30 protein-coding genes and 3 tRNA genes are annotated in these 25,864 nt (G+C 41.0%); 26 read left to right on the forward strand and 7 right to left on the reverse strand.

Going from position 1 to position 25,864, the window contains the following annotated elements:
• The first annotated feature begins 409 nt into the window (after nucleotides 1–409).
• The 6 genes from KH180_RS00900 (at nucleotide 410) to KH180_RS00925 (ending at nucleotide 4,132) form a co-directional block, all read left to right on the forward strand.
• The gene (locus tag KH180_RS00900) at nucleotides 410–748 is read left to right on the forward strand and encodes a hypothetical protein (protein WP_290755499.1); all 339 of its coding nucleotides are present in this window, start codon (nucleotides 410–412) and stop codon (nucleotides 746–748) included.
• Between the two features lie 125 nt (nucleotides 749–873).
• Entirely contained in the window at nucleotides 874–1,491 is a 618-nt protein-coding gene (locus KH180_RS00905) for a hypothetical protein (protein WP_290755501.1), read from the forward strand.
• Between the two features lie 571 nt (nucleotides 1,492–2,062).
• A complete protein-coding gene (locus tag KH180_RS00910) occupies nucleotides 2,063–2,476 on the forward strand; it encodes a hypothetical protein (RefSeq protein ID WP_290755503.1) in 414 nt (137 codons plus the stop codon).
• Nucleotides 2,477–3,252: 776 nt separating this feature from the next.
• Nucleotides 3,253–3,414: a hypothetical protein gene (locus KH180_RS00915; protein ID WP_290755504.1), complete on the forward strand. Its 162-nt coding sequence runs from the start codon at nucleotides 3,253–3,255 to the stop codon at nucleotides 3,412–3,414.
• A 78-nt stretch (nucleotides 3,415–3,492) separates the two neighbouring features.
• Entirely contained in the window at nucleotides 3,493–3,768 is a 276-nt protein-coding gene (locus KH180_RS00920) for a hypothetical protein (protein ID WP_290755506.1), read from the forward strand.
• A 4-nt stretch (nucleotides 3,769–3,772) separates the two neighbouring features.
• Nucleotides 3,773–4,132, forward strand: a complete 360-nt coding sequence (locus KH180_RS00925; protein WP_290755508.1) for a DUF5412 family protein — start codon at nucleotides 3,773–3,775, stop codon at nucleotides 4,130–4,132.
• Between the two features lie 110 nt (nucleotides 4,133–4,242).
• Here the strand turns inward: KH180_RS00925 and KH180_RS00930 are convergent, their stop codons facing one another.
• Nucleotides 4,243–5,733, reverse strand: coding sequence for a thioester domain-containing protein (locus tag KH180_RS00930; RefSeq protein WP_290755509.1), 1,491 nt, complete (start codon nucleotides 5,731–5,733; stop codon nucleotides 4,243–4,245).
• 180 nt (nucleotides 5,734–5,913) lie between these two features.
• Between KH180_RS00930 and KH180_RS00935 the strand changes: the two genes are divergently transcribed.
• Complete coding sequence (locus tag KH180_RS00935; RefSeq protein ID WP_290755510.1) at nucleotides 5,914–8,388, forward strand: DsrE/DsrF/DrsH-like family protein; 2,475 nt, start codon at nucleotides 5,914–5,916, stop codon at nucleotides 8,386–8,388.
• Between the two features lie 75 nt (nucleotides 8,389–8,463).
• Here KH180_RS00935 and KH180_RS00940 read toward each other — a convergent pair whose 3' ends face one another.
• The gene (locus KH180_RS00940; RefSeq protein ID WP_290755511.1) at nucleotides 8,464–9,144 is read right to left on the reverse strand and encodes a Crp/Fnr family transcriptional regulator; all 681 of its coding nucleotides are present in this window, start codon (nucleotides 9,142–9,144) and stop codon (nucleotides 8,464–8,466) included.
• 152 nt (nucleotides 9,145–9,296) lie between these two features.
• Here KH180_RS00940 and KH180_RS00945 point away from each other — a divergent pair, with 152 nt between their 5' ends.
• The 4 genes from KH180_RS00945 to ftsH all read left to right on the forward strand — a co-directional run bounded on the left by KH180_RS00945 (nucleotide 9,297) and on the right by ftsH (nucleotide 14,427).
• Nucleotides 9,297–10,694, forward strand: coding sequence for a SpoIIE family protein phosphatase (locus tag KH180_RS00945; protein WP_290755513.1), 1,398 nt, complete (start codon nucleotides 9,297–9,299; stop codon nucleotides 10,692–10,694).
• A gap of 67 nt (nucleotides 10,695–10,761) precedes the next feature.
• Entirely contained in the window at nucleotides 10,762–12,039 is a 1,278-nt protein-coding gene (gene tilS, locus KH180_RS00950) for a tRNA lysidine(34) synthetase TilS (RefSeq protein WP_290755515.1), read from the forward strand.
• Between the two features lie 15 nt (nucleotides 12,040–12,054).
• Nucleotides 12,055–12,579: a hypoxanthine phosphoribosyltransferase gene (gene hpt, locus KH180_RS00955; RefSeq protein WP_290755517.1), complete on the forward strand. Its 525-nt coding sequence runs from the start codon at nucleotides 12,055–12,057 to the stop codon at nucleotides 12,577–12,579.
• Between the two features lie 18 nt (nucleotides 12,580–12,597).
• A complete protein-coding gene (gene ftsH, locus KH180_RS00960; RefSeq protein WP_290755519.1) occupies nucleotides 12,598–14,427 on the forward strand; it encodes an ATP-dependent zinc metalloprotease FtsH in 1,830 nt (609 codons plus the stop codon).
• A gap of 50 nt (nucleotides 14,428–14,477) precedes the next feature.
• On the opposite strand, the gene KH180_RS00965 is transcribed toward ftsH, so the two are convergent.
• Nucleotides 14,478–15,737, reverse strand: coding sequence for a dicarboxylate/amino acid:cation symporter (locus tag KH180_RS00965; RefSeq protein WP_290755521.1), 1,260 nt, complete (start codon nucleotides 15,735–15,737; stop codon nucleotides 14,478–14,480).
• A gap of 148 nt (nucleotides 15,738–15,885) precedes the next feature.
• Here KH180_RS00965 and KH180_RS00970 point away from each other — a divergent pair.
• Nucleotides 15,886–15,967: transfer RNA gene (locus KH180_RS00970), tRNA-Tyr, on the forward strand.
• A 3-nt stretch (nucleotides 15,968–15,970) separates the two neighbouring features.
• A tRNA-Leu gene (locus tag KH180_RS00975) sits at nucleotides 15,971–16,057 on the forward strand.
• Nucleotides 16,058–16,227: 170 nt separating this feature from the next.
• On the opposite strand, the gene KH180_RS00980 is transcribed toward KH180_RS00975, so the two are convergent.
• Together KH180_RS00980 and KH180_RS00985 are read right to left on the reverse strand one after the other, a co-directional pair.
• Nucleotides 16,228–17,652 (reverse strand): MATE family efflux transporter, encoded by a 1,425-nt coding sequence (locus KH180_RS00980; RefSeq protein WP_290755523.1) that lies wholly within the window; start codon nucleotides 17,650–17,652, stop codon nucleotides 16,228–16,230.
• Nucleotide 17,653: 1 nt separating this feature from the next.
• Nucleotides 17,654–18,091, reverse strand: coding sequence for a MarR family winged helix-turn-helix transcriptional regulator (locus KH180_RS00985; protein ID WP_290755525.1), 438 nt, complete (start codon nucleotides 18,089–18,091; stop codon nucleotides 17,654–17,656).
• Nucleotides 18,092–18,326: 235 nt separating this feature from the next.
• On the opposite strand from KH180_RS00985, the gene KH180_RS00990 reads away from it, so the two are divergent.
• Nucleotides 18,327–18,503 carry a hypothetical protein gene (locus tag KH180_RS00990; RefSeq protein ID WP_290755527.1) on the forward strand — a complete coding sequence of 59 codons (177 nt, stop codon included), beginning with the start codon at nucleotides 18,327–18,329 and terminating at the stop codon, nucleotides 18,501–18,503.
• A 99-nt stretch (nucleotides 18,504–18,602) separates the two neighbouring features.
• Nucleotides 18,603–18,848 (forward strand): hypothetical protein, encoded by a 246-nt coding sequence (locus KH180_RS00995; RefSeq protein ID WP_290755529.1) that lies wholly within the window; start codon nucleotides 18,603–18,605, stop codon nucleotides 18,846–18,848.
• Nucleotides 18,849–18,916: 68 nt separating this feature from the next.
• On the opposite strand, the gene KH180_RS01000 is transcribed toward KH180_RS00995, so the two are convergent.
• On the reverse strand, nucleotides 18,917–19,120 hold the full coding sequence (locus KH180_RS01000; RefSeq protein WP_022260655.1) for a cold-shock protein: 204 nt from the start codon (nucleotides 19,118–19,120) through the stop codon (nucleotides 18,917–18,919).
• A gap of 323 nt (nucleotides 19,121–19,443) precedes the next feature.
• Here KH180_RS01000 and KH180_RS01005 point away from each other — a divergent pair, with 323 nt between their 5' ends.
• Both KH180_RS01005 and KH180_RS16920 read left to right on the forward strand, forming a co-directional pair.
• Entirely contained in the window at nucleotides 19,444–19,758 is a 315-nt protein-coding gene (locus KH180_RS01005) for a hypothetical protein (RefSeq protein WP_290755532.1), read from the forward strand.
• Nucleotides 19,759–19,984: 226 nt separating this feature from the next.
• Nucleotides 19,985–20,122 carry a tyrosine-type recombinase/integrase gene (locus KH180_RS16920; RefSeq protein WP_442859900.1) on the forward strand — a complete coding sequence of 46 codons (138 nt, stop codon included), beginning with the start codon at nucleotides 19,985–19,987 and terminating at the stop codon, nucleotides 20,120–20,122.
• A gap of 147 nt (nucleotides 20,123–20,269) precedes the next feature.
• On the opposite strand, the gene KH180_RS01010 is transcribed toward KH180_RS16920, so the two are convergent.
• A tRNA-Gly gene (locus KH180_RS01010) sits at nucleotides 20,270–20,342 on the reverse strand.
• Between the two features lie 251 nt (nucleotides 20,343–20,593).
• Between KH180_RS01010 and KH180_RS01015 the strand changes: the two genes are divergently transcribed.
• The 9 genes from KH180_RS01015 to KH180_RS01055 all read left to right on the forward strand — a co-directional run bounded on the left by KH180_RS01015 (nucleotide 20,594) and on the right by KH180_RS01055 (nucleotide 25,858).
• The gene (locus KH180_RS01015) at nucleotides 20,594–21,628 is read left to right on the forward strand and encodes an ATPase, T2SS/T4P/T4SS family (RefSeq protein WP_290755533.1); all 1,035 of its coding nucleotides are present in this window, start codon (nucleotides 20,594–20,596) and stop codon (nucleotides 21,626–21,628) included.
• On the forward strand, nucleotides 21,625–23,133 hold the full coding sequence (locus KH180_RS01020; protein ID WP_290755536.1) for a hypothetical protein: 1,509 nt from the start codon (nucleotides 21,625–21,627) through the stop codon (nucleotides 23,131–23,133). The genes KH180_RS01015 and KH180_RS01020 overlap by 4 nt, the downstream gene beginning before the upstream one ends.
• 127 nt (nucleotides 23,134–23,260) lie before the next feature.
• The gene (locus KH180_RS01025) at nucleotides 23,261–23,407 is read left to right on the forward strand and encodes a hypothetical protein (protein ID WP_290755538.1); all 147 of its coding nucleotides are present in this window, start codon (nucleotides 23,261–23,263) and stop codon (nucleotides 23,405–23,407) included.
• A 9-nt stretch (nucleotides 23,408–23,416) separates the two neighbouring features.
• Complete coding sequence (locus tag KH180_RS01030; protein ID WP_290755540.1) at nucleotides 23,417–23,902, forward strand: hypothetical protein; 486 nt, start codon at nucleotides 23,417–23,419, stop codon at nucleotides 23,900–23,902.
• Nucleotides 23,895–24,569, forward strand: a complete 675-nt coding sequence (locus KH180_RS01035) for a CPBP family intramembrane glutamic endopeptidase (protein ID WP_290755541.1) — start codon at nucleotides 23,895–23,897, stop codon at nucleotides 24,567–24,569. The genes KH180_RS01030 and KH180_RS01035 overlap by 8 nt, the downstream gene beginning before the upstream one ends.
• Entirely contained in the window at nucleotides 24,566–24,895 is a 330-nt protein-coding gene (locus KH180_RS01040) for a hypothetical protein (RefSeq protein WP_290755542.1), read from the forward strand. The genes KH180_RS01035 and KH180_RS01040 overlap by 4 nt, the downstream gene beginning before the upstream one ends.
• 12 nt (nucleotides 24,896–24,907) lie before the next feature.
• Complete coding sequence (locus KH180_RS01045) at nucleotides 24,908–25,261, forward strand: DNA methyltransferase (RefSeq protein ID WP_290755544.1); 354 nt, start codon at nucleotides 24,908–24,910, stop codon at nucleotides 25,259–25,261.
• A 16-nt stretch (nucleotides 25,262–25,277) separates the two neighbouring features.
• The gene (locus tag KH180_RS01050; protein WP_290755546.1) at nucleotides 25,278–25,454 is read left to right on the forward strand and encodes a hypothetical protein; all 177 of its coding nucleotides are present in this window, start codon (nucleotides 25,278–25,280) and stop codon (nucleotides 25,452–25,454) included.
• A 26-nt stretch (nucleotides 25,455–25,480) separates the two neighbouring features.
• Nucleotides 25,481–25,858 (forward strand): alpha trans-inducing protein, encoded by a 378-nt coding sequence (locus tag KH180_RS01055; RefSeq protein WP_290755548.1) that lies wholly within the window; start codon nucleotides 25,481–25,483, stop codon nucleotides 25,856–25,858.
• Nucleotides 25,859–25,864: the final 6 nt, after the last annotated feature.

The raw sequence follows: 25,864 nt of genomic DNA on the forward strand, positions 1-25,864 counted from the left end.
GTGAGGTATTAATGGATTATTGTGAATTAAGCGATTTTGATTATTATATAACATGTATTAATTATAGTATGATGAATTGTAAATTGAGTTTTACCTTGTTGTCAACAGAAACTGGAGAGAATAAATGTGTTGAAATAAGTGAAATTGAAGAAATTGTTTGGAAAAGCTCTCCGTTGAACCAATTTCATGAAGACAATTGAGTGGAAATCCAATGTAATAATGATGAATGTAGCCTGAGTATTGATTACAAGAAATGGGTTTGGATATTATACTCTTTTGAAATTAATTCTATAACTGACAAGGAACAGTTAAGTATTGAAATTGAGTTTGATAATGAGTTATTTTGTAAAATAGTTGCTTGGAATCTGTTAATAAATGGTGAGGAATTAATGGTAAGAGGTAATAAAATATGCAAAAAAAAATAAACAATCCAAGAGTATTTTCTGGAACCATTGCTTATTTTCATTACAATTTATTTAATGGAAAAATAGAAATAAGTTTGAAGGAGAATAAAAGGAAGTTTGAAATCTGTGGAATTAAAAAGATTCGGATACTTAGAAATAGTCATTGTTGTTTAGAAAATGAACAAAAAATTATAATAACAGTTAACGAAATGTCAAAATCAAAATTTATTCATAGAAAAGAATCAAAAGGTTATAATGTGGAAATCGAGATTAAAGATTGTTTTTTAATAAGAATTAAAGCAAAATCCATTCTTGTTAATGAGAATGAAAATATTAAGCTTTAAAAGTATAGCAGCTTGTTTCTAAACAAAAGCTTTTGGAATTTACAAAGAATACAAATATCCAAGGTACAGTCAATGGAATAAAAATATATAAAAATAATCTGTATTTGATGATAGGCAATAATGTGATGGTTAAGTTTGATTTCGATACAAAAAACTTTCAGTTATTAGCCAAAGAAGTAGAGTTAAGAGAATTTTATAAGGGTAATTTTTATTATGTTGATTCCACTACAATATATAAAATTGATTTGCAGACATCTGAAAAAAAACTGGTGAGGGGTCAAAAATGGTCAAAAAAGTTTCTGAAATCTGATGATATAGTCTATTATCAAGGAGTGATGAGAATCAAAGGGAAGCTATACTATGCTTGTTACCAAGGTAAGTGGGTATTTGAGGGTGCTGCACCGTCCAAATTGTATTTATATAAAGAAAATAGGAAAGATGTAAAAAAATATGATGCCAGTGTAACTCTGTTTCATCCTGTTTATAATGGAGAAAAAATTGTTTACCATAAAGTAAATATTAAAAAAAACAAACTTATTTTAGTAATTTATGATTTGAAAACTGGACAAGAAAGATGGATCTGCCAAAGGATTTCTCTGAGGCTAAGCAGCTTATCGATGATATATTATTATACCGTTCAGATAAGAAACCTACTTATTCTATATTTAAAATTCGTTGAAAATCATATGATAGTATTTTGTCAGACTAGTATTACAGTAAATTTTTCGAAAAAATTAGTTTAGCTGTTGAAACAAATACACATATTTGTAAAAAAGGAAATTTGAATGAGTATTCTTTTATTTTTTTTAGGAATTTTAATGTTTATAATGAATCACTTATTTCCTGAATTTGGAGGAGGAGTTATAAACGATATTTTAATTACCACATTAATGATATTGGCGATTATTAATCTAATACAAAATAGAAAAAAATAACTATTCAAGAGAATGTTATTATTTTACAATTTAGATTGCCCAGGGTCCCTAAATACATTGCATATTTGTATTTTTCATAAATGGGTTTGAAATTAATGTCTTCTAATTTCACAACTTTTCAGATAATGATCTGACAGGACTTTTTTATCTGAATGAACGGTATTATACTTTGACAGACGTAGTCTGCATAGTGTGAAACGTTATGCATTACAGGATACTCTTGAGTAGAATCTGGAGGATGGAAGGTTTCTACAAAGTTTTATCATAAATAGTGATTATTAAAATAGCCTTATGTCAAAATTAATTAATTTTTGATATAAGGCTATGAATAATAGATTAGGGATAAACTATTTCTAATTTAGAGTAAGGAAAGGATTATATGAAAAAAATAGTAAAAATAATAGTTCTATTGTTTTTCTTAATTATTTTGGCTTTAGGTGCCATGGTTTTTTATGTTTTAGTAACAGATGATACAGGAAGGGATCCTTGCTATAATTTAAATGATGGATATAGATTAGTAGCGTTTAGTTCAGAAGACTGGCAATTATATTATTACGATGCTGGAAATTCAGAAAGTAAATATAAAGATGGTGTAATTATAGTCGAAGGAAATATTCAAAAATATTATAGTAATAGAACATTTATCATCGTTTATGAAAAAGGTAAACAGAAATATTATTGTATTGATAAAAGAAATAAAAAATCTATATTCGAATGTAAAACACAGGAGAAAATGATGAATTATATAAAAGATAAATACAAAAAGATAAATATAGAGATGAAAGAAACCTAAAAATATAGGAGAATGAAATAAGGGAAACGAATCATCCAGGGCAGATGGTAACGGACATCAGCGGCAATACAGAGACGGCTTGCTGCTATGGATGCGGTGGTTTTTGATCTCATCTGCAGTGGGTTTTCTGCCTGGCTGATCTCAGGATATCCAGTTTTTCTCTGAAGACCATCATACTCACATTCAGAAACATAAGTTCAGAAAAATAGATGTTTTATTTTTTAAAATTTTACAATACTCATTTAGTAAAGTTTGATAGAGATCTTCTCTTTGATATGCTTATTCTATTTACAATCTGTATTGGAGGGCGTTCTTTTTAATATATTGGATATAGTTATGGGGATATACCGGAAGTCCGGAAGAACGTATATTTTGAAGTAAACGCTGTATTATATGATAAAAGTCATTCATAAAATGACGTATTTTTAGAAGCAGTTTGGAGGTAAGGGATAGAAATGAAGTATATTTTGTTTTTCTTGGGGATTGGCCTCTTAATACTCAATGAATTCTTTCCTGAATTAATTGGTGGAGTTTTAAATGTTATTCTGGTAATATCTATAATGGTAAGTATAGTTATAAATTATATTGTGGAGAAGAGGAAGAACAAGAATACATAAATCTCAAAGAGAAAAAATTCCTAATGAAAAACATGGCAGGAATTATTCTATGAACTTGGCGGAGTAGGGGAGATACATATGAGAGAAAAAAAGAAATGGAAAAAACTATTACTCTTTGTATTTATAATTCTGGCTGTGCTGGTTGGGCTAGGTGTTTTCATGTACCTAGATTTACAGAAGAATTATGATGATTATTTAGATAACGACCAGGCAAGTGATGTTATGATTGGTTACGAGGGCAGGGAGCACACATTGGTATACGACATTATGATCTGTGACTATGACAGAGTAAAGGAGCATTTGGAGAAAGGGCAGAATTAAAATCAAATTGTTGATTCAGTAGAGCGGTCTCCATTGGAACTGGCGTCTACGCTTCCTAAATCAGAAGATGTTTTTAAAATGTCAGAACTGCTCATGAAATATGGAGCCGATGTTAATTATCAGGATAAGCATGGGGCAAATATATTGTTTTATATTCTTTATGATAAAGGCGGTTATATTAAAGTACCAAAAGAAAAACTTCTAAGATATTATTTAGAGCATGGAGCTGATAAAAATATTAAGATAAAAGGTTTTGACAAAAATGATCCTGATTTAAAAGGAGAAGTTACCTTGATTAAGTACTGTAAAAGAAAAGGGTTCAGCCGTGAGTTAGAGGTTTTAGAGGAGTATTGAGAGTATGAAACAAATGATAAATAAGAAATGGATATATTCTATACTGGCAGTATTTCTTTTAGGGTGGGCGGTATATCATTTTACGCTGGATACCCAGGCTGTTCCACAAGGGGAATTGTTGCGTAGTGTAAAATCTCCTGATGGCAGGCACATTGCGAATGCTTATCATGGACAAGATAATGCTACAGCTGATTTTTCAGTGATTGTTGAGATCATAAATAAACAGTCAAACACGCGAAAGAATATTTACTTTGAGTACCACTGTAAAGACGTTTATATGAAATGGATGTCTGATTCTATGATAAAGATTAATGAAAAAATTTTGGATATCAATAAAGACGTCTATGACTTCAGACACGAATAACAATAAGAAAAATCAACAAAACTTCAGACCATAAATCTTTGAAACCCATAGCATGGCATTAAAGGCCAAGCTATGGGTTTTTCTTATATCCTTATATTATAATCTATTCATTAAAAATCGAATAGACCGTGATGGTTGGAAGTTTTTTCTGGACAGTCGGGCTTTTCTGGGCAGCAGCAATCCGGTTTTGGAGGGCAGGGTGGCTTTGGAGGGCAAGGCGGTTTTGGAGGACACGGCGGCTTCGGAGGACAAGGTGGTTTTGGAGGGCAGGGAGGTACTGGAGGATAAGGCGGTTTTGGCGGGTAAGGAGGCTCCGGAGGGTAAGGCAGTCCCGGCGGATAAGGAATTCCGGGATAATACGGCGGGTAATAGTAAGGGGGACAGCATAATCCAAAATTAGGCGGCGGGTATCCTCCTCCGCTGTGGCTTATATTATTGCTGTTGTTGTTATTATTATTATTAATATTGATTCCAGTCTGACCGCAGGATGTCTTTTCTGTTTTTTCAGGTGTGGCTGCACACAGGCAGATAGAAGCAGTTACAGTTATTCTCTGATCCTGAAGGGCTGAGCCAATCGGCTGATAGTTTAATTCAGTGCTTGTAGGCCGCATTGTGATGACTCTGGTAACAGTTCCCTCATAAGTGGCAGTCAGGGTAAAACAAGTGTAACTGCGTGCAGTGCGGAAGGAAATATAAAATTCCTGGCCGATGGAAGGCGCTTCTATACTGTTGCCGCAGAAATCCATAAAAGAAGCTGAAAATCCATCCTGGCATACACAGAAAGGTTCAATGGTTATATTAGGTTTGCCGGAAAAGTTGGACTGCAGCACAAAAGGGCCGACTAAGGGGCGGCCGCATACACTGCGGAGTTCATCCGGACACCCGGCAAAAACAAGATAAGGTTCGTTTGCTCCGCCGGGGACTTCTCCTTTATTGCAGCAGTCGACAGGTGATTTGCTGCCGCAGCATGATGGGTTTACAACAGGAGTAGATGTGGATGAAGAAACAGAGTCAGCAAAGCTGCCGGCCATTGACAGAAGGCTGAGTATAGCCTGGCGGAGCCGTGCTGATTTTGGATGCTGCTCATCTGTTGTACAGTCCAGGAAATTTACTTCCTCAGGGGCGATCTGGCCTAAAAGAACCCAGATTGCAATTTGAACAACGGCGTAGGCATCATTGTCGTCAAGGGGTGGGGCGGAAGCTGCATCGGTCCCGGTAAGCTGGAAGGTTTGGCCGGAACTGACTGTAGGAAAAGTGTTTGCCAGTATCCATGCAAGCATTTGTTTTTGTTTTTCTGCAGCGGACGGAAAGATTGTTTCAAACGGTGCGCTTTCATAAGGAACATCATTATATGGACCGTCGGCAAATTTATCGAGACAGTAAGTATATTGTGTAACTCCGTTTTGTGTCAAACGGAACTGAAAGATCTGGTTATGATCGGGTCTGTCCAAGTGGTATCTGGATTCTGAAGTACCCGGAAGTGCACAGTAGCTTCTGACTTCTGCATCACCTGCAGCCGTACCCGTCAGGTCGGTTCCGTTGTAGATCAAAAAGGGACGTGATACCGGCTTGGAGGCTTTAACATCTATATTTTGAATCATAAAATTCTCCTTTATATTTCTTGTAATATTACGTTATGCCGGATGTCCGCAGATGTTCGCCGGAATCTGACATAAAATGAGAGCTGCCTTTCATACGAAGTGTGATAAGGTCACGGAGCAGCGGCTGTTTTTCAGCTATGATGAGTTCAGATAAAATAAAATTATATGAGGTGAGACACTATGAATAAAAAAACAGTCATTATCGGCGGGGTTGCAGGGGGAGCAACGGCAGCTGCCCGTCTTAGGAGAAAAGATGAGAGTATGGAAATTGTTCTTCTGGAGCGTGGGGAATACATATCCTATGCCAACTGCGGGCTTCCTTATCATGTAGGGGACGTGATCAAAAGCCGGGAGTCACTGCTTTTACAGACACCGGAGGCCATGAAAAAGAAGTTTGGTGTGGATGTCAGGGTTCAGAATGAAGCTGTGAAAATTAATGCGGATCAGCAGACTGTCACAATAAAAGACCGGAAAACAGGCAGAGAGTATGAGGAGGAATATGATTTCCTGGTGATTGCTTCAGGTTCATCTCCTGTGGTACCTCCGATTCCGGGCATTGACGGGCCGAATATTTATACTTTGTGGACAGTTCCGGATACGGACAGGATAAAACAGGCGATTAAAGTAAAAAAACCAAAGACAGCCGCTGTGATCGGAGGCGGATTTATCGGGATTGAAATGGCAGAGAACCTGCAGAAACTCGGAATCCAGGTTCGTATTATAGAAATGCAGGATCAGGTTATGGCGCCTTTAGATTTTGAAATGGCCCAGCTGCTTCATGAAAATATAGAAACCAACGGTGTTGAACTGATATTGGGTGATGGTGTTTCAGCTTTTCATAACAGAGATGAGAAAACGTATATTTCCCTGAACAGCGGAAAAGAACTGCAGGCGGATATGGTGCTGCTTTCTATTGGAGTCCGTCCTAACAGTGAACTTGCGGGGGAAGCAGGACTGAAGCTCAATAAAAAGGGCGGTATTTTGGTAGACGAAATGCTGAGAACCTCAGTGGACAATATATTTGCTGTGGGAGATGTGATCGAAGTAGAGAATTATATACTGAAAGAACCTGCCATGATCCCCCTGGCCGGACCGGCCAACAAGCAGGGCAGAATCTGTGCGGATAATATTGCAGGCGGAAAGAAGACATATAAGGGTACTCTTGGAACATCAGCAGCACAGGTATTTGATCTGACAGCAGCGGCGGCAGGAGTCAATGAAAAAACTCTGGTGAGTATGGGCAAAAAACGGGGGAAAGATTTTGAGACTGTGCTGATCAATCAGAAATCCCATGCCGGGTATTATCCGGGAGCAGTCCCTATCACATTAAAGCTTCTGTTTGATTTGGAAGGCAGAATCCTGGGCGCTCAGGCAGTCGGCCAGGAAGGTGTGGATAAGAGGATGGATGTGCTGGCTGCTGCCATGCGTTCAGGAGATACCATTTATGATCTGGAAGAACTGGAACTTGCTTATGCCCCGCCGTATTCTTCGGCGAAGGATCCGGTAAATATGCTTGGCTTTACTGCGGAAAATGTTTTGGAGAAGATGGTTTCTTTTATGAGATGCGAAGAATTGGATGCGGTCACAAAGGAAGAAGAGTGGCAGCAGAAGATGACCATTTTGGATGTGACGGAGGACATGGAACGTATGGTATTCCATATACCGGGTTCTGTGCATATCCCTCTGGGCCAGCTCAGGCAAAGAATAGATGAGCTGCCCAAGGACCGCTTGACTGTGGTTTACTGCGCTGTCGGCGTCCGTTCTTATAATGCAGCCAGGGTTCTTATGCAGAATGGTTTCTTGGAAGTGAAGGTTTTAGAAGGAGGAACAAGTTTTTATCAGTCAATGCACTACAGGGACAGGATGACTTCTGTTCTGCAGGAAGAAAAGAGCGTTAAAGCAGCATCTGCAGAAGAAAAGGAAGTAAGGATCGTTGACTGCTGCGGTCTCCAATGTCCGGGACCGATCATGAAGGTACATGAGACATTGCAGTCGATGGAAGAGGGAGAAATGGTGAAAGTGTCTGCGACAGACATGGGATTTCCGAGAGATATTGAATCCTGGTGCCAAAGAACAGGCAATACTTTTGTACGCAGGCAGAGAGAAGGAAATCAGAACATCGTTTATGTTCAGAAAGGAACGAAAGACGGGCATCTGTCCGCAGCTTCAGCTGAACAAAACACAGGACAGGGGAAAACTATGGTCATTTTCAGCGGAGATATGGATAAGGCGCTGGCGTCCTTTATCATTGCCAACGGAGCGGCAGCTATGGGCAGACCGGTCACCATGTTCTTTACATTCTGGGGACTGAACATTTTGAGAAAGCCTGAGAAGCAGAAAATAAAGAAATCTTTTGTTGAGAAGATGTTTGGAGCCATGATGCCGAGAGGAAGCAGCAAGTTAAAGCTTTCCAAAATGAATATGGGCGGTATGGGCACCAAAATGATGAAGCGGGTTATGAGAGAGAAAAATGTAGAGACTCTTGAAAATCTGATGAAGCAGGCTGTGAAAAATGGTGTGAAGCTGGTGGCATGCACCATGTCCATGGATGTTATGGGCATCAGAAAAGAAGAGATCATTGACGGAGTCGATTTTGCAGGAGTGGCCTCCTATCTTGGAGATGCAGAAAATTCAGATGTAAATCTGTTTATTTAATGATGCCAGATGATGAAATGAGCAAAATTAAAATACAGCAGAAAGGCTTCGGACTTTCCGCTGTATTTTATTTGTTCAGGAGACCATATGCTTCAGCCGCTTCCTGTCAAGAAGAGTCACTCCGCCCCGGGACAGCTTTACAAGTCCCTCCGATGAAAAATATTTGAGCATCCGGCTGACAACTTCTCTTGCACTTCCCGTATATTTTGCAATCTGTTCCTGGGTCATGCTGATAGTATCTGATCCGGTTTTGCTGCTTTCATCTAAAAGGAAAATAGCCAGACGTTTGTCAAAGCTCATAAACAGGATCTGCTGCATGGTCCACATCACGTCAGAAAAGCGTTCCGTAGCCTGTTTATAAGTAAATGCTTCCGCATAAATATTCTGGTCTACGATTTCAGAATAGGCCCCGGCGCTGATCTGTATGATCTCGCTTTCTGTTACGGCCTCCATCTGTACCTCAAAAGTGATTGCGGAGAGGACACAGGATGCAGAAAGAACACAGACATCTCCCTGGTCCAGGCGGTACAGTGTGATTTCTTTTCCCTCCTCTGAGAGCATGAAGGTACGCACACTTCCGCTTTTAATGATCAGTACGCCGGTGCACTCACAATTTTGGCACCGGATGATGCCTCCTTTTTCATAGCGGACCAGTTGGGACCACTGGGAAAGAGTTTTCTTTTCAGTTTCGGTCAGGTGTTCCCAGAAAGGAAGGGACGATTTTAAAATAGGAATTAATTCGTCTGCATACTCCATTCATTACCTCCTAAAAAATATTCTAAGATCATTTTAGCTGTCCCAGTGAAAAATAACAAGAACTCTTTACAGGGAATTGTGCCCCTTTGATCCATTTCAGCAAATTATGACATAAGCCCCTTGTATAATTAATATTTGAAGGAGGGTCCAGGATGCCGATTATTAAGAAAAAAGAACCAGTGGAAGAAATTTTCTTCAATGAGCTGGAGGATATTACATCATATAATATGAAACAGATCGAACATTGCCTTACCACCATTGGGAGAAGGATGTGCTCGGAACAGGGAGACGGTCCGGAAAAGAAAGATGGAAGAACAATCATAGAGAGTACAATCCTGAAAGAATGTATGCTGTGCCAGGGTAAAGAAAAATGCCAGCTTACCCTGGAGGACCGGGACAAGCTGGGTGAGCTGCTGGAAAAGCAGGGAGGCTTAAGTGTACAAAACATCCGCTCTGTGTGCAGGTGCCAGAGAGAAAAGGAGTGGGTGGATGAGATTAACACTATTTATGAGAGAGAACTTTTTTTGTATGCCTGCGGGCAGAGATTTGTGGAGATGCGCAGAATGATCGGAGAGCAGTACATAGAGGCGGGCAGAATGTTCAGAAGTTTTGCTGAACAGAAATACCGGCTTTCCGGAGTGCAGCCTGTACAGGAAAAGATTGAAAAAGGGCTGAAGGCCCACCATCTGAAAGTAAAAAAAGTATATATTTATGAAGACGACATGAGAGGAAAGCAGATCTACTTGTTTTTAAAGGCGCAGAAAGGAAGGGAGAGAACCACCAAAGAAGTGGCAAGGTGGCTGTCAGTTATACTGCAGGAAAAGCTGCAGCCTCTTCCCAACGGCAAACAGGCCATTGGGGAAGCTTATGAAATGATGGGTGTCCAGGCTGCTACAAAATTTCATGTGCTGACAGGAGTTATTTCCAGGGCTGAGAAAGAAGATATGAAAAATGGGGATAATTTCTCTGTGGGGAACGTTGGAAATCACAGATTTGTTTCCATGATCTCCGATGGTATGGGTACCGGAAATGCGGCCAATAAAGACAGCAAGGCAGTTATTGAAACACTGGAGGAACTGCTGGAAGTGGGACTGGATGAAAAGAGAGCCATCCAGCTGCTGCAGTCTATTTTTGTATTCTGGCCTGAAAAAGAAAGGTATTCCACATTAGATTATATTCAGATTGACCTGCACGCAGGGATCGGCAGTTTCTTGAAATTAGGCGCATGCCCCTGTTTCCTGAAACGCAAGGGGCAGGTGGAGATGATCCAGCTGGACAGCCTGCCGGTAGGGGTCCTCAAAGAGAAAAACCTTCCCATACACAGAAAGAAACTGGAGGCAGAGGATTTTATCCTGCAGGTCAGTGACGGCATCATTGATTCTCTGGGCGAAAATGGCGTAGAGATTTTGATGGAATATATGAGCCGGATTCACACTGCAAGGCCGCAGGGATTTGTGGATGAACTGATGGAAATGATCGAGAATACAGACGGTTATGAAAAAAAGGATGACATGACAATGATCGGACTCGGAATTTGGGATAAGTATTGAATCTGAGGATTGGGAATGATAAAGTATTACTATGGATAAAGTACACAGTTTCATTCAAGAGCATCATATGATTAAACAGGGGGACTTCATCGCTGTGGGAGTTTCCGGGGGAGCAGATTCCGTATGTCTGCTCCTGCTTTTATGCGGGCTCAGACAGGAGTATGATCTCACTTTGAAAGCAGTCCATGTCAACCACAGTATCCGCAAAGAGGCGGGAAAAGATCAGCAGTTTGTGGAAAAACTCTGCCAAAAGCTTCAGGTCCCGTGGATAACTTTTGTGGAAGACGTAAAGAAAACGGCTGAGAAAAAGTCCATGTCTTTGGAGGAAGCAGGCAGACTGATCCGCTACCAGTGTTTCAGAAAGGTTCTAAAGCAGCATGGGGGAGGAAAGATTGCTGTGGCTCACCACCAGAATGACCAGGCAGAGACGGTTCTCTACCGGATAGCCAGGGGAACAGGCATCCGGGGGCTGAAGGGAATGGAACCTGTCCGGGGAGATGTGATCCGGCCCCTTTTATGTCTTTCCAAGTCAGAGATTATTTCTTATTTAAAGGAAAAGAACCAAAGCTGGATGGAAGACCTAAGCAATGAAGACAATACGTATGCAAGAAACAAAATCCGCAATCAGGTGATTCCTGTGCTGACCCAGGTCAACTCAAAAGCTGTGGAACATATTTTTTCCCTCACAGAGGAGATAGAGGAGTGGAACCGGTATCTGGAACAGCTGCTGGCAAAGGCCTGGAGTGCCTGTGTCAAACAGCATGAAAGGGGATGCGGCATTGACCTTGAGAGATTTTTGGAAGAACCGGAGCCGGTCCGCAGACTTTTGGCAAAGCAGGTCATAGAGTACGCAGCGGGTAAAAAGAAAGATATTGAAAAGATTCATGTTCAGAATTTATGTGAGCTGGCTTATAAGGAGACAGGGAAGTCTATTGACCTTCCGTATGGGCTTAAAGCTGCTAAAACATACAAAGAGCTGATGGTGGAAACTGCCAAAGTTTCTGAGGAAGCCACACACATGGGATGTTTGAGCCTGACAGAGACAGACGGGGATGAAAAAACGGGACAAAAAGATTTTACCAAAATCATTGATTATGATAAAATAGACAAAGACATCCAATTACGGTACCGCAGACCGGGAGATTATCTCATTTATTCAAAGGATGGAAAGAGAAAGTCTTTAAACCGGTATTTCATTGATGAGAAGATTCCGAGAGAAGAGAGGGATAAAATTCCCCTGGCTGCAGACGGAAGCCGGATCATCTGGATCATCGGGTACCGGCTGAGCGAAATGTATAAGGTTTCAGAAGAAACGGAAAGATATTTAAAATTGGAATACAATTAGGAGGAAAACGGAAAGATGGAACAAGTAGGGATTAGAGAATTGATCTCGGAGAAAGCTGTAGACCAGAGGATCGAAGAGATGGGAGCTCAGATCAGCAGAGACTTTGCAGGAAAGGAAGTACATTTGATTGCCATCTTAAAGGGCGGTGTGTTTTTCGCCTGTGAACTGGCCAAAAGGATTACAGTCCCGGTGACAATTGATTTTATGTCTGTGTCCAGCTATGGGGATTCCAGAGAATCATCAGGAATCGTTAAGATTGCCAAGGATCTGGATGAGCCGATTGAAAATAAAGAAGTATTGATTGTGGAAGATATCATTGATTCAGGAAAGACTTTGAACCATCTGAAGCCGATGCTCCTGAGCAGGAAGCCTAAAAGTATTCAGATCTGTACCCTGCTGAATAAACCTGAGCGCAGGGAAGTAGACGTGGAAGTCGCATACACAGGATTTGATGTGCCGGATGAATTTGTAGTGGGATACGGACTGGATTTTGCACAAAAGTACAGGAATCTTCCATACATTGGCGTTGCAGAAGAGTAGCAGAGAGGAGACAGTAACTTGAACCCAAGAAAAGGAAACAGCAATTTTTTGTTCCTTGCAGTGATATTATGTCTGGGGATTATTTATTTTTCCAGGATGATGAACAGCACGGAAGACAATTATAATTACTCACAGTTTCGTCAGGACGCAAAAGCGGGCCAGGTAGTCGGAATCACAATGAAACAAAATAAAGAGGTTCCCACCGGCACTATGACGGTAGAATTGAAAAATGAAGTTTACAAGAACTGTAATGTCACAAATGTGGATACTGCGGTAAAAGAAATTGAAACCAAGTATCCAGACCTATATAAAAAGATGGTGGTTAAGCCGATTGACCACAGCGGCGAGTGGATTACCACCCTGCTGCCGAATCTTTTGATGGTAGGTATTTTAATCTTTTTCCTTGTCATGATGATGAAGCAGAACGGCGGCGGAGGAAAGATGATGGACTTCGGAAAAAGCCGTGCTAAAATGGCAAATCCGGATGGACCGAAAGTCACCTTTGATGACGTGGCAGGGCTGACCGAGGAAAAAGAGGAGCTGGAAGAGGTTGTAGACTTCCTTAAGAATCCGAAGAAGTTTATCGGCATCGGAGCAAGGATTCCAAAGGGAGTTCTCTTAGTAGGACCTCCGGGAACCGGTAAAACATTGATCGCAAAAGCCGTGGCAGGAGAAGCAAATGTTCCGTTTTTCAGCATCTCAGGGTCTGACTTTGTAGAGATGTTTGTCGGTGTCGGAGCTGCCCGCGTAAGGGATTTGTTTGCAGAGGCAAAGAAGAATGCTCCGTGTATCATATTTATTGATGAGATTGATGCGGTCGCAAGGCGGAGAGGTTCCGGACTGGGCGGCGGCCATGATGAAAGGGAGCAGACACTGAACCAGATGCTGGTTGAGATGGACGGCTTCGGAGTCAACGAGGGTATTATCGTCATAGCAGCTACCAACCGGGTGGATATCCTTGACCCGGCGATCCTCCGTCCGGGACGTTTTGACCGGAAAGTAGGCGTGGGACGTCCGGATGTCAAAGGAAGAGAAGAGATCTTAAAGATTCATGCCAAGAAGAAGCCGTTAGGAGATGATGTGGACCTTCAGCAGATTGCCAGAACCACTGCAGGATTTGTTGGTGCAGATCTGGAAAACCTGATGAATGAGGCAGCCATACAGGCAGCTAAAAATAACCGAGGATATATTGTAAAAGAAGATATTGACAAGTCCTTTATCAAGGTAGGGATCGGTACAGAGAAGAAAAGCCGGGTCGTTCCGGAAAGCGAACGCAGGATTACTGCATACCATGAAGCGGGGCACGCGATTCTGTTTCATGTACTGCCGGATATGGGGCCGGTTTATACCGTGTCAATCATACCGACCGGTGTGGGAGCAGCAGGTTATACGATGCCTCTCCCGGAGAATGACAATATATTTAACACCAAAGGAAAGATGATTCACAATATCATGGTAAGTCTTGGCGGAAGGATTGCAGAAGAACTGATTTTCGATGACATTACTACAGGTGCTTCCCAGGACATCAAGCAGGTGACCCAGCTTGCCAGATCTATGGTAACTGAATATGGAATGTCAGACCGCCTCGGGCTGATTAATTATGACAGCAATGAAGGAGATGAGGTCTTTCTTGGAAAAGAAATCGGGCAGCCTCGTCCGTATGGTGAACGTGTGGCAACGATCATTGATGAGGAAGTAAAAGATATTGTAGATGATTGCTATAAAAAGGCCAAAGCTATCATTGAAGATCACATGGAAGTTCTGCACAGCTGTGCTAAACTGCTGCTGGAAAGAGAACGGATCAACCAGAGTGAATTTGAAACATTGTTTGAAGGAACAGAAATATAAAAAGATTCCGCACTGCATATAAAATGCGTGCGGAATCTTTTTTGCTTTAATTACAGATTGTTTGAAATCTTTACTTTTCTCCGTGCTTCTTTCCGTTTTTCCATGGCATCAACACAAATGGTGCAGGCTGCGTCTCCTGTGATGTTGACTGTAGTTCTTGCCATATCCAGAATACGGTCCACACCGGCCACAAGGGCAATTCCCTCTAAAGGCAGTCCCACACTCTGCAGCACCATGGCAAGCATGATAACACCGGAACCGGGAACTCCTGCCGTTCCGATAGAAGCCAGGGTTGTTGTAAGGATAACCATCAGCTGCTGGCTCAGGGTCAGATGTACGCCGAAGATCTGGGCGATAAAAATGGCACTGACGCCCTGATAGATGGCAGTTCCGTCCATGTTGATGGTAGCTCCCAGAGGAAGGACAAAACTTGCCACCTCTTTCCGGGCACCAAGCTTTTCAGTACACTCATAGTTGAAAGGAAGAGTTCCCACACTGCTGGCACTGGAGAAAGCAAACAGCATAGCAGGGCTTTGTTCTTTAAAGAATCTAAGCGGGCTGATTCCGCTGAATCCTTTGACTGCACTGGAATAGACAACAACCATATGAACAATGCTGGTCAGGTATGCAACTCCGATCAGTTTCAGAAGAGGCAGAAGCACCGATGGTCCGTTTGTCGCTACCACAGGTGTGATCAAGGCAAATACACCGATCGGAGACAGATGGATGATAATGCCCATGATATTGATGCAGACTTCAGACATGCTTTCCACCAGGTCAGCCGCAGGCTTTCCTTTATCTCCGGCAATGATGATGCCGAAGCCGAAAAACAGTGCAATGACAATAACCTGAAGCATTGTGGCGCTGACTAAGGGTTCTACGGCATTTGAGGGGAAGATATTGACCAGCGTATCAATCAGGGACGGGGCCTGGGTAGCTCCTTCATATGCTTTGAGGGAAGCACTGTTCATAACGTAGCCTCCGCCTACATTCAGGACGTTTGCAAACAGCAGTCCGAAGGTAACAGCAAACGCCGTTGTAACGATGTAAAAGCAGATGGTCTTTCCTCCGATGGAACCAACTTTTTTAATATCCTGCAGGGACACAACTCCCTGGATGATGGAAAACAGGACAACCGGGACAACGATCATTTTGATTAGGTTCAAGAATATGGTTCCGAACGGCTGGATGTAATTCTCAGCTATTTTCGGGTGGCCCTGAAGCAGCAGACCCATAATGATTCCTAAAAACAGGGCGCTGAGAATCATCACGGTCAATGATAATTTCTTTTTTTGTTTTTTCTCATTCATACTTTCTTTTTCTCCTAGATTTGTAGTGTAACCACAAAATATTTTAAAGGAAAAGGGCGAGAAAAACAATGGGATTAACCGGAATTATTAAAAAAATACTTGCAATTTCATAATTCATACAGTATAATTTTAAATTGTCAGGTGACATGGTGGGATTCCCGAGTGGCCAAAGGGGGCAGACTGTAAATCTGTTGGCAACGCCTTCGAAGGTTCGAATCCTTCTCCCACCATCAGCCGTTGTGGCGGAACTGGCAGACGCACAGGACTTAAAATCCTGCGGGACTTATACTCCCGTACCGGTTCGATTCCGGTCAACGGCATATTAACAGATAAAAGACATCGAAAGTTTGGGGCAGAACTAAAAACAGGTATACACATTTTGTGTATACCTGTTTTTTATTGTATAGGAAATTCCTTAAGAATCCCCTATGCAATAAAAAAGTATTCTATGTGGGATTGCCCACTTTGTTCTAAATCGCGAAAAATACTGTCATGCAGTGGTGATTTCCACGTCTGATTTTTCCATATCTTTTTCTTTGATATGACGGTTCAGCTTTTTCATCTCCGGGATGATAAAGAGAGCAACAATCACAGCAGATGATATATCGGCGATAGGTCCTGCAAAGAGAATTCCGTACAGACCAAAAAATCGCGGAAGAATCAGGATCAGGGGAACCAGAAGAAGAAGCTGGCGGAGCATGGAGAGAATCGATGCTTTCAGCGGCTGCCCTGTAGCCTGAAAATAGTTTGTGGAAACGATCTGGAAACCGGAACAGAAAATACCAAACAGATAGATTCTGAGACATTTTTCAGCAAAGCTTACAAAAGAAGGATTACCGCCTCCGAACAGCTGAACAACTAATCCCGGGAACAGCTGGCAGAACAGCCATCCGATAAGTATGGAAACAGTAGCTGCGGCTACAGCATTCTTAAATAAGTGTTTGATTCTATGATATTTTTCCGCTCCAAAGTTGAATCCGAAGATTGTCTGTGAGCCGATACCGATTCCGATACAGACGGATGCCAGGATCATAGCGAGTTTCATGACAATTCCCATAGCGCTCAGCGCTACATCTCCTCCTACTTTACTCATATTTCCATAGTATACAAGTGAATTGTTCATTGTGATCTGCATAATACAGGCAACCAGCTGAGTGATTCCGGAGGAAGTTCCCAGTGCTATGACATTTTTACAGACAGAAGGATCCAGCTTCAGTTCCTTCAGGTGCAGGCGCATCTGGCTCTTTTTGCAGAAATAAAGAAACAGGATGAGCGCGGAAATGATCTGCGATGTAATGGTTGCAATGGCAGCGCCTTTGACGCCCCAATGAAATTTAAAAATATAAATTGGATCCAGTATTGTGTTCAGCACAGCTCCGATCAGGATGCCGTACATGGACAGCCGGGGACTTCCGTCAGTTCTTGCCATGTTTGACAGACATGGACCGATCACACTGAAAGGTACGCCGATCAAAATAATGGACGCATAGTCTTTTGCGTAAGGCATAATATTGTCTGTGGCTCCGAATAAACGGAGAAGAGGCTCCATAAAAATAAAGCCGACTACGGCCAGCACGATTCCTGTAATGATGGAAAGCATAAAGTTGTTGTTCAGCGTCTTTTCAGCTTCCCTTTCTTTTTTCTGTCCAAGCTTGATGGCTGCATATGCGCTTCCGCCGGACCCGAGCAGTGTGGCGAATGCCATGATAATTGTAATGATGGGAAAGGTAACTGTCGTAGCAGCATTTCCCAGATATCCCACCCCCTGTCCGATGAAAATCTGATCTACGATATTATAGACAGAATTCACCAGGACTGAGATCGTAGACGGCACTGCAAATTGAAGCAGCAGCCTGCCTACCGGTTCATAGCCGAGCGGGTTTTCTTTTTGTTTTGTCTTTATTTGAGTTTCCAAGTTATTTTACCCTCCTTTTTTCTATATAAGAATATGCATTGTCTGAGATTTTTGTAAGAAGCAGTTCTGCCTGGCGGATCTCTTCCTGTGTCAGATCTTTCAGCAAGATCTTGTTCCATTTCTCGCGCAGGTCATAGATGGTCTGAAGAGCCGGCTCTGCTTCCTGTGTTGTAAAGAGGTGATGAATTCTTTTATCACAGTCATCCGGTTCTCTTCTTAAATATCCCTGATCTTCCATTTTTCTCACAGCTTTTGTAACAGTACCTTTATCGAAATGTCCCTTCTGGGCCAGCTGCTGCATACTGATGCCGGGATTTTCGTGGATGCAGATTAGAAAAAACTGCTGTCCCGGCCCGATTTCTGTTTTAGACAGGGAACAGTCAAAAAAGCGCATACCCTGGCGGTGAATAACAGAAATCATCCTGCTGATTTTTTTCATATGAACCTCCTTTCAAACAAATAGTTGAAGATCCAACTATTTTAGGACAAAAAAATTAGTATTTCAGATACGGAGATATCCGAATACTAATTTAACTATAAAAAGTATAACACAGATTAGTTGCATATTCAACTATATGAAAGAATAAAATAATATATGGGACAAATTATCCATAATTTACCAGCTCTCATAGGATGTAACAGTGATAAAATGAAAATATAAAAGGAGGGAGAATATGGGACATAGGCAAACGAATGGAAAGGATAAGAAGGAATTTGATTGCCGGAGAGTACCGGATCCAGCTTTAATACCGGAAGACAAGACGTCTCAGAGATTGGACATGCGTATGAAGAAACTATTTGAAGATGCCAGAAAGATGGAAAAGACAAAGAACGATGAGGAAAAATCATAGACCCGCGGCATTCTGTATTTTATGTCCTTTAGACTTGGCGCACTTCCTGCGGTAAGGTATAATATCTCTATTATAATATATTTTATGGAGGAATGAATTATGGATATTACAAGTCTGCTGCCAGGCGTGAAAATTGTGAAAGAGGACGGAGAAGTAAAGGAAGAAGTTTTTATCTCTCAGGGGGACAAGATTAAAGTGACGACTGCAGATGAAACGATAACCGGTACATTTATGCTTGTGGAATTTGCACGCTACAGTGAAGAAGATGATATACTTCACATGGTCAGAGATGATGAGGGATTTGCCGTTCAGTTTGACCAGATCATCGATATTGTAAAACTGTAAATTTAGCTTAAGATACAAAAAAAGCTGCCCGGTGTAAAACTGAGCAGCCTTTTATATGATCTAAGCTATTATGCAAGACAAACGTTGACAGCCTGTAATCCGCGGTTACCCTGAGTTGTCTCAAATGTAACTTTCTGTCCGTCTTCTAAAGATTTAAAACCTTCAGCAGCAATTCCTGAAAAATGTACGAATACATCTTCTCCTGTGCTTTCGTTTGTGATAAATCCAAATCCTTTAGTGCTGTTAAACCATTTTACTGTACCGTTATTCATGTGGTACCTCCTAATATTTTTTATTGTATTTGAAGCAAAAATAAAAAAATCACATATTTTTTGTAAATCATCAAGAAATAGTAATGATTTACAAAAAATATGTGAAAATCAAAATCTTATCAAAATACTTTTTTACAATAGCATAGATAAAGTTAATTGTCAATCAATTCTGAAAAATATTCAAATGTTTCAAAAGTGGGGAAATAGAGGGTGACAGGAATTAAATTAACATGTTTTGACTATTTATCCAGCTTATGATGATATATCTATAAAAATAGTTGAAATCGTTTAAAAGGAATTTGAATATAAAAAGGAGCTTTAATATGAAAAGAAACAGGTGGATGATTTTGATATTGGTTGTCGTGATAGGTTTTCTATATTTCAAAGTTAGTGACAGTGAAAGAACAATTTCTGCAGCCTGTTTTACCAACGAAATTCAGACAGTGAAAAAAGAAAAAAAGTATTATTTGGAGATTAATCCAACAAAAGAAAGAGTCAGGTGTACGAAGGAAGAGTATGATAGAGTAAAAAATGGAGATGGGAAACAATTATATAGCCTTATGTACAAGAAGAATCCATTCCTGACACGGTATTTCCATTATGAACCCCAATTACTGTGGTTAGAAGAAAAAAATTAGAATAAGACACGATATTTTAAGGGAGATGAGAAAGGGGTGGCAGCCATGTGTAAGATAATAGAAGATTTGATTGACAGTGAAAAGAAAGAAATTGCAAAATATTTCGGTCTTACTTTGGAACAGGTAGAAGAACTGGAAAGAAGCCAGTATGTGCAATTATAGTCAGTGGGGCTGAGAAGTAGAAAATCCTTTTATTAAAAAAGAAGCGATAGGCAAACTGCTACTCATAACCGTTGCAACTGTATTATATGAAGCTGGAATGAGTACCAGAGATATTGCAGATATACTCGGTCATTCGGATATCGCAACCACGGAACAATGCTACATTATTTCAACGGAAGCGGAAAAGAAACGAAAAAAATGACGGCAGTTTTATAAAAACTATCGTCATTTTTTTATTTAAAAAGTGTCCAAACTTTTTGACATCAATAATTTAATTTTGACAGCAGTTGAATTTACTGTTTAAACTGCTGAAACCCTGAGAAATACTAGATTTTCTGGCATTAAAAAAAGCGATAGACGGGACTCGAACCCGCGACCTCAACCTTGGCAAGGTTGCGTACTACCAACTGTACTACTATCGCATATCCATATCAAATCTCTTGCTGAGAACAAAATTTATTCTACAATATTAAGGCGTCTGTGTCAACCATCTTTTTCATTTTTTCTATCCTTCTTTGTTTGAAAAGGAAAATAATGGAATATATTATTGACATTCTGAATAGGATAAGTTAAAATATGGAAATAAGATATCTTATTCTAAACAATTCTAATTATCTAGGTATTACATCTATTTTCACATCAATCAATAAATTCCTATCGATCAGGAGGGGTTATGCAGAAATATGCAGTTGAAGACAAATATTTCGGTCCGCTGCTGCCGTTTATCAAAGATTACATGGTCACAGACATTAACTGGAACGGAAAAGAACTGATTGTAGACGATCTGAACCGGGGCAGGCATATAGTGGAAAACATGAACATTTCAGAGAGCTTTATCAATCAGTTCACTGCCAGGATTGCCAATGCGGTTTCGGCGCCGTTTAATAAATATGATCCGCTGGTGGAAGCAGAGGTGGATGGTCTGAGGATTTCAATTATCCATGAAGATGTATGTGCCACCGGACGCAGTATCTCTATCAGGAAGTCACCGGCTGTTGTAAGGCTTTGTGAAGACAGTATTGTAATGGATGACTACTGCAGCAGAGAGATTTTGAATTTTTTGAAAAACAGTATCCTCGGACATATGAACATTGTGATAGCAGGGCAGGTGGGGAGCGGCAAGACAGAGCTTTTAAAATATCTGACCAGATTCATTCCTGATATGGAAAGAGTCATCACCATCGAAGACAGCCTGGAGATACATTACAGAGAGATTAATCCGGGTAAAGACTGTGTCGCTATTGAAGTAAATGAAGACACATTCGGATATGTAGATGCCATCAAGGCATCCCTGCGGCAGCTTCCGACATGGATTCTTTTGTCTGAGGCAAGAGGGGAGGAGGTACAGCATTTGATTCAGTCCCTTACGACAGGACATTATTCTCTTACGACTGTTCATACAGATGATGTGCGGAGAATTCCGGAAAGGATGAAGAACATGACTGACGATCCTATTGCAGCAGAACGTATTGAGCGGGATGTGTATGGCTTTGTAGATCTTGGCATCCTGGTACGAAAACAGCAGGAACCGGACGGAAGGATCCGGCGTTATCTGGATCAGATTGCCTGTTTTTACACGGACGAAAACGGAGAAAAAAAGATTCAGATAATCTTAAAGGACAGGAGGATCGTAAATAAAACACTTCCGGAGAAATTAAAGACAAAATTTCTGGTCAAAGACCCGTTCCGATTAGGAGGGGAAACATGACAAGATTTAATAGAAACAGGAGATTTCCAAGGATTCTCCGATATCTGAAATATACAAATCTAAAAAAGGAGATCCATGGTTATGGGTACTCCTACTCATTCAAAAAATATCTTTTTACTTTATTCTTATCTTTTGCAGGAATCCTGTTGGCAGGCAGATTCTTTCATCTGAAAATTTTTTATATTACAGCACTTGGTATCATATATCTTTGCTTTTTCCCCATCATCATTATCCGGCAGTTTCAATATTTGTATGAACAGCAGAGGTTCCGGGACGTGGTCAACTATCTGGAACAGATGATTTATTCTTTTAAAAAGCAGCCTAAAATTATTGTGGCACTGGAGGAGACAAAGCAGCTTTGTGAAGGACGGATCTTACAGCTTATCAATGAAGCGGAAGTATCGATCAGCCACCCAGGGACAGAAGGTGATTTGTATCCCAGTGCACTTTCCTGCATTGAGCAGGAATATCAGTGTGACCGTATGAAAATGCTCCATGATTATTTAGTGAAAGTTGAAAATCTAGGCGGTCAATATCAAAGCACATTAAACATCATCTTAGACGATATCAAAGAGTGGACAGAAAGGACATACCTTTTTCAAAAGGAACGAAAGAGCATGAAGTTTAAAATTGTACTTTCTCTTGCGGCGTCTCTTGGAGTAGCAGGAACAACAGTTATGATGCTTTCCAGCGATGACATGCTGGAAAAGGTACTGGAAGGACAGTTTTATCAGGTTTCTGCATTTTTACTCCTGCTGATGTTTCTTTTTCTGTTACTTGGGGCTCAAAAGCTTCTTACCGGAACATGGCTTAAAGACACAACGGATGAACATCAAAAGCAGATTGAGAAAGACTTCAGAAAAATGAGAGAAGAGAAAGACGGGAAACAGCCATGGATCATTACTGCTGTCAGTTTCCCTATATTGCTTCTGGGATTTGACTGGCAGAACCTTTATATTATAGGCGCTGTGGCTGCCTTGATTCTGGCGGCATGGGAGACACCGGCCCTGAAGAAAAAGAATGCAGAAAGAAGACTTGTAAAAGAAGTAAAACAAAAGTTTCCCTATTGGCTCAGAGGGATTGCTCTCAGCCTGCAGACAGAAAATGTGTATGTGGCAATCAGGGATTCCCTTCCGGATGCCCCATATGTCCTGAAAGAACAAATTGAAAAACTGCTCAGGGATATTGACCGGGAACCAGAGTCGGTCCTGCCGTATCAGGATTTTTTATCTGAGTTTGAACTGCCGGAAATACAGTCTGCAGCCAGAATGCTCTATTCGCTTACGAACAGCGGAAAGAATGATTCGGAGGCACAGATTAATACCCTGATCCACCGGAATAACGTATTAATGGATAAAGCAGAGTGGCTGCAGAATGAGAATGAGATAGCAGGAATCGGAGTTTTGACTTTTGTGCCCATGGTGCTGGCAACTTTTAAGATGATAATAGATTTGGGATTGATCTTTGGCAGTTTTTTTACATTATGGACAAAACTGCCGGGATAGAAAGGAGAATATATGCAGGACTTTTTTGAAGAAATGGGCGGGATATTGTTTTTGCTGCTGACCGGAATCGGTATCTGTGCAGTGTATATTCATTTTGTACAGCTTATAGATTAAAAAGGAGAGCTTTATGAAGACGATAATTGATGAATACGGGAACTTGATTTTGCATGTGATCGCGGGGATTGCGGTCCTTGGGTTTCTTTGGGCAGTCATAGCCGCCGCTGGCCGGTTCGGAACAGTCTTTTTTGATTCTATATGCTCTGTTCTTTGTTAGGAGGGATCATTGAAACAGATAATTGAGAGCTACGGCAGAGTGATTATGGTGATAATTATAGCCCTGGGAGCTGTTTTGCTTATAAGAAATGCAGTATTTTCACAAATGAAAGCCAACGGCAGTATTAAGGATACGAAGCATATCTCATCCAATGAGTTTTTTCAGAGACAGGGGAAACCGGAGCTGTCAGGAGTAAGGGAGGAAGACGGGACGGCAAGAAGAATTGTTATAAAAAAAGAGGACCGTCTGAATCCAAAACTGCTTGTGACAGCCAGCGATAAAAACGACGGGGATCTGACCGGAAAAATAAAAATTTACACAGTCAGGACGGAAGAAGGAAAAGAAATCAGAAGTTTATTTGAGTCTGAATACTTAGATACCAGCGTGGAAAAAGAGTTCACATTATTGTATATAGTTAGAAACTCTCTTGGTCTGGTCTCAGAGGGAAGAGTAAAAGTATTAGTGAAAAATTACGGAGAAAACCACAGTGAATGAAAATGTGAAACAGTTTCTTGTTTATTATTTATTCTATGTGCTGTGCGGCCAGGCCTGCAGTCTGTGCGGAGTTAGCGGACTATATCCCAATGCTGTCAGCGGTATTTGCTTATTTCTTTTTTCAAGGTCCATTTTAAAAGGGCAAAAAAGACAGCCTCTTCAAATCACCGGCACACTGATTCTTTTTACATTTGCATTCTTTTTGGTGACACAGTATCTTTTCTTTTATTTAAACCGGCTGTTCTATGGCCGTGTCCTGATTTTGCCTCAGCCGGCGGAGCAAAGTCCATTATGGGTGAAGATAGCTGTAGCAGGAGTTATAAGCCCCGCTGCGGAAGAAATATTGTTTCGGAGATTCTTGTACCAGGGCCTGAAGCCAATGGGCAGGAATAAAGCCGTCCTGTCGTCCAGTATTATATTTGGGCTATGCCACGGGAAGCTGGTTCAGAGTATCTATTCAGCGCTTTGGGGGATGGTGTTCTGTTTTCTCTATGAAAAATACCAGAATTTAAAAGTTTCCATGCTGGTTCATATGATTAGCAATCTGCTGTCTCTTACAGCCATATTCCGCATGTGCCTGTCAAATCCATATGTTTCGGTCTGCTTTATATTGATTTCAGTCTGTATCGTGTGTCTGACAGTAAGGACGAAAGGGGAGTGTCTATGAAAGTTCCTGTTGAATTAGTGATCAGTATTATTCTGCTTTGCCTGGGTGCATTTGTTATGGCCTCTTATAATGGGGCGGCACTGGAAGAAGCCGGTGCAAGGGAAGTTCATGAGACTTTCATAGGAAAAATAGAAAACAGCGGCTTTGATCCGGAGGTTATAAAAGAATGCAAAAAGGAAGCCGCAGAAAAGGGTTATGAGCTTTCGGTAAAGGATGATAAATTATATGAGCACAGGCCAAAGTATAAGGTGGTTCTGACATACTATTTACGGGTCAAGCTGCTGGGAATCGCCAGCCGGCAGGAAATTGAAGGATACGCATTATGAGGAGGACAAGGAATGAAGTTGGCGATAGAAACATTTGTGTGCTGTTTTATTATTGCTGCAGGGATGTTTTTAAATGTACTCTACTGTGTCAATACAAAGGCGGTTTCCAATGCAAAGCAGTACCAGTCTGCCGCAGTCCATAAGATGCATGCGGCAGATTTCTCGGAAGCAGTAGTGGACCAGTGTAAAAAAGAGGCGTCAGAAGACGGATACGTGTCTTTGGATGTTTCACGGGAAGATTCTGAAAGCAGCAGAAGCCGCTGCCGGGTAACTTTAAAATACAAGCTTCAGATACCGCTGTTCGGCATAGAGAAAGTGTGCCAGGTCAGAAGCTATGCAAACTGTTCCGCAGAAGACGGAATATGACAGGAAGGAGTCAAAGATGAAAAGTTTTCTTGAAGATTATGGATTGATTATTGTTGCAGTGATTATAGTGTTGGCTTTATGTGTATTTGCAAAAGGTACGTTTGTAACTCAATTCCAGAAAGCACTGACAGACACCATTAATACATTTTTTGAAAAATCAGGAGCAAGCAGTTCATTTATCTGGCTTGGATAAGAATGAACAGATAAGAAAGGAGATCTATGAAAGGTGCAGTTACAGGAGTTATCCTGCTTGTGATTTTAATTTACTCGGTTTTCATAACTCAAAATATTTCCGGAACAACTTCCAGAAAAACAGAACTAACAATGGATGTCTCCAATGCAGTTGAACAAACACTGGACAGTATGAAGGAAACAAAGTATGAGTCCAGGGAACAGATGGCCGAGGCGTTTGTACAGGATCTGAAAGAACAGATGACTTCTGATGCTGATATGCAGGTCGATATTATTGGAATTGACCATGTGAACGGGCTTCTGGATGTAAATGTCCGGGAGACATACCATACCTCAGACGGAAAGAAAAAAACCATTGAAGTTAGAAAAACAGCAGTGCTGGAACAGCAGCAGGAAGGAACATGAGGAGGC

Origin of the sequence: Anaerostipes sp. (genome assembly GCF_018381315.1) — a bacterium.
In the GTDB taxonomy this organism is placed as follows: domain Bacteria; phylum Bacillota; class Clostridia; order Lachnospirales; family Lachnospiraceae; genus Anaerostipes.